The sequence below is a fragment of the Enterobacter sp. T1-1 genome (assembly GCF_000710795.1).
GTDB lineage: Bacteria > Pseudomonadota > Gammaproteobacteria > Enterobacterales > Enterobacteriaceae > Enterobacter > Enterobacter cloacae.
This window is the reverse complement of the sequence record NZ_JALW01000123.1, coordinates 1-2,464: the sequence shown is the minus strand read 5'-3', so window position 1 is coordinate 2,464 and position 2,464 is coordinate 1. Positions and strand designations below refer to the sequence as shown.

The 2,464-nt window shown below is 56.7% G+C and carries 5 protein-coding genes; all 5 read right to left on the bottom strand.

Translation table 11 applies throughout. From position 1 onward, the window contains the following. Positions 1–154, bottom strand: a 154-nt coding sequence (locus AK59_RS1000000124090) for a GpE family phage tail protein (RefSeq protein WP_231501513.1), incomplete at its 3' end; no start/stop codon positions are given. After that, positions 151–444 (bottom strand): phage tail assembly protein, encoded by a 294-nt coding sequence (locus AK59_RS0123365; protein WP_029883955.1) that lies wholly within the window; start codon positions 442–444, stop codon positions 151–153. The genes AK59_RS1000000124090 and AK59_RS0123365, both read right to left, overlap by 4 nt. Positions 445–500: 56 nt before the next feature. Next, a complete protein-coding gene (locus tag AK59_RS0123360; protein ID WP_029883954.1) occupies positions 501–1,019 on the bottom strand; it encodes a phage major tail tube protein in 519 nt (172 codons plus the stop codon). Between the two features lie 12 nt (positions 1,020–1,031). After that, complete coding sequence (locus AK59_RS0123355) at positions 1,032–2,225, bottom strand: phage tail sheath protein (RefSeq protein WP_029883953.1); 1,194 nt, start codon at positions 2,223–2,225, stop codon at positions 1,032–1,034. Positions 2,226–2,348: 123 nt separating this feature from the next. Next, positions 2,349–2,464, bottom strand: a 116-nt coding sequence (locus tag AK59_RS1000000124085) for a tail fiber assembly protein (protein WP_197028025.1), incomplete at its 5' end; no start/stop codon positions are given.

The following is a 2,464-nucleotide window of genomic DNA, read 5'->3' as shown; positions in this document are numbered from 1 at the left end:
GCTCATGGTGGTTTCCGCTTCGCAGCAGCGCCTTTTCGCGCCATGTGATGAGTTCGGTCACGCTCAGGGAATACAGCTCTGATGGCGGCCAGTGAAAAATCACCGCGATATCCGCCATCAGGTCATCGACCGAAAGGTTGTCGGGGAAGGTCAGCGAGCCGAAGATGGTGACAAAAAACCAACCACCTTACCGGCGAACAAAATCAGGTCTGACGCTTCTAGGCGCATGACCTCATGCTCGGTGAGTGCTGGGTACGTCATGCGCGGCAGCACCTTAATCAGCGCGTCAACGTCAGAGTTAGCCAGCGAGGCCAGACTCACGCCGCGCAGGGTTCCCGCGTTGGGTTTTGTGACCGTAACCTGCTCGATTTTCTGCTCACCGCGCATGATGGGGTTATCGAGGATCACAATGTTCGGGTTTTCGGTTTCTTTGATATTTTCCATGATGTCGCTCTCGTCAAAGTTAAGTGGCCGGCCAGCATCGCTGACCGGATAAGGGGTTACAGACCAATAGCCTTACGGTGCTCCGCCAGACGGTCGACACCGTCGACTTTCATCACCATGTTGATGACGTCAATCTCGATGACCTCTTTGCCGTCAATCGTGAGCTGATAGTACGAGCACTCGGTCGAGATTTTGGTCGTGCCGCTTTCGCCCTGTTTGTTTTCACCGCCGTCGTACTCTTTGTGACGGCCACGCATGACAACCTCGACGGCAGAAATTGCGCCAGTGTCATCGCGCTGGAATGAGCCGGTAAAGCGCAGCGGCACGCTATCCGCACCGGGTGATGCGTACTGCGCCCACAGCTCGACATCAGGCAGACCACCGAGCGTCCACTCAAGTGACAGCGCGTCGTCATCGAGGCCAAGGTCAATCGACACCGAGCCCGGCATCCCGCCGCCGCGATATTTCTCAAGCTTGCGGGTCAGCTTTGGCAGGGTGACGGATTCAACAACGCCCATGTAGCTGAGACCGTCGTTAAACATGTTCAGGTATTTCAGTTTGCGTGGTAACGCCATGCTCTGAGTTCCTTAGCTGTTGACCGAGTCTGACAGGTCTGCCAGATAGGTATCAGTGATGCGCTGGCGCAGGGTCAGGTTTTCCAGCGGCGGGACGGGGGTGTAGTCGTAATCGATATACAGTTTCCCGGCTTTCAGGGTTTCCACGCTGTTTGACTCCGGGTCGTACCAGCATGAGCCGTCAACGATATAGCCGTTGTTTTTCAGCTCGCGGAATTTGGCATTGATACCGGCGACGATGTCGCGGATGAGCGTTGCGGAAACAGGCTTATCCATCGCCCACGCGTGCGCTTCCGCCATCGTGTCGGCCAGCACCTGCGCCGTGCGGGTGTAGTTTTCAAACACGAATAACGGATCGTCCGAGCAGGTGCGGTTGCCCCAGAATTTAAAGCCGTCGTTGCGGATGAGCGTTGTCACCCCGGCCTGATTCAGCAGGTTGGCGTCGGTGGCCTGCTCCTGCAAATCCCATGAGACCGAGGCGCTGACGCCGGTGACGCCATTCACGCCGACGTTGGACAGCGTTTTGTGCCAGCCGGTCTCCTGGTCGATTCTGGCACGCAGGCCGAGCGCGCGGGCGGTCGCCCATGCAATATCGGTTTCGTTCGCCGTGGTGTCCCATGCCAGAAAATCAGGGTGAATCACCATGAGCTCACGCTGGCTGAAATTCTCACGGTATTTGATGGCGTCAGAAATGGTCTTGCAGCCCCACGCGCTCACATATCCGAACGCGCGCAGGCTCTGGCAGGTTGACGCTAGCGCGGTCGCCACTTCCTGCGTATCAAGACCCGGCACGCCGAGAATGCGGGGCTTAACGCCGGTGACGGTTTTCGCCGTTAACAGCGCTTTCAGCCCGGTATATTTGCCGTTTTCGTCGGTCGTGCCAATGATGTTCGAAATGGTTTCTTTCTGCGCCGCTTCCGGGTCTGACGGGTCGTCGGTACCTTCGGGAACGCGCACCACCACAATGACCGGCTTGCACTGGTCGGCGATGGCCTGCAGGGATTTTGACAGCGTGCCTTTTTTACCGGCTTTACCGATAGCCGTTTGCACACTGGTAATCAGCACCGGCTCATTAAGGGGGAATGTTGAAGGGTCAGCGTCGCTGGCCGTGCAGACCATGCCGATGATGGCCGTCGAGACGGTGGAAATGGTGCGCGTGCCATCGTTAATCTCAATGACCTCGACGCCGTGGTGATAGTCGCCCATCTGTTTAACTCCGTGGTTAAGGGGTGCGACCATTTTTAGTTATGCAATCTAAAAGTGCGATAAAACAGCGTTTGCAGGAGGATGAGACAACAAGCAAAAAGCCCTCCGGGTGGAGGGCTGCAATCAGACAGGTTTTTCAGGCCACTCGATATCCGGGGCGGAACTGATATCAAGGCGGTTTAGCATCACACGGTAACGCTTCCAGCGGGCAAGAGCTGTTAACTCATCTTCTGTTGCAA

What these genes read in the sequence shown, in the direction of transcription:
- AK59_RS0123365 (WP_029883955.1), bottom strand. Translation starts at nt 444, where the DNA reads ATGGAAAATATCAAAGAAACCGAAAACCCGAACATTGTGATCCTCGAT.
- AK59_RS0123360 (WP_029883954.1), bottom strand. Translation starts at nt 1,019, where the DNA reads ATGGCGTTACCACGCAAACTGAAATACCTGAACATGTTTAACGACGGT.
- AK59_RS0123355 (WP_029883953.1), bottom strand. Translation starts at nt 2,225, where the DNA reads ATGGGCGACTATCACCACGGCGTCGAGGTCATTGAGATTAACGATGGC.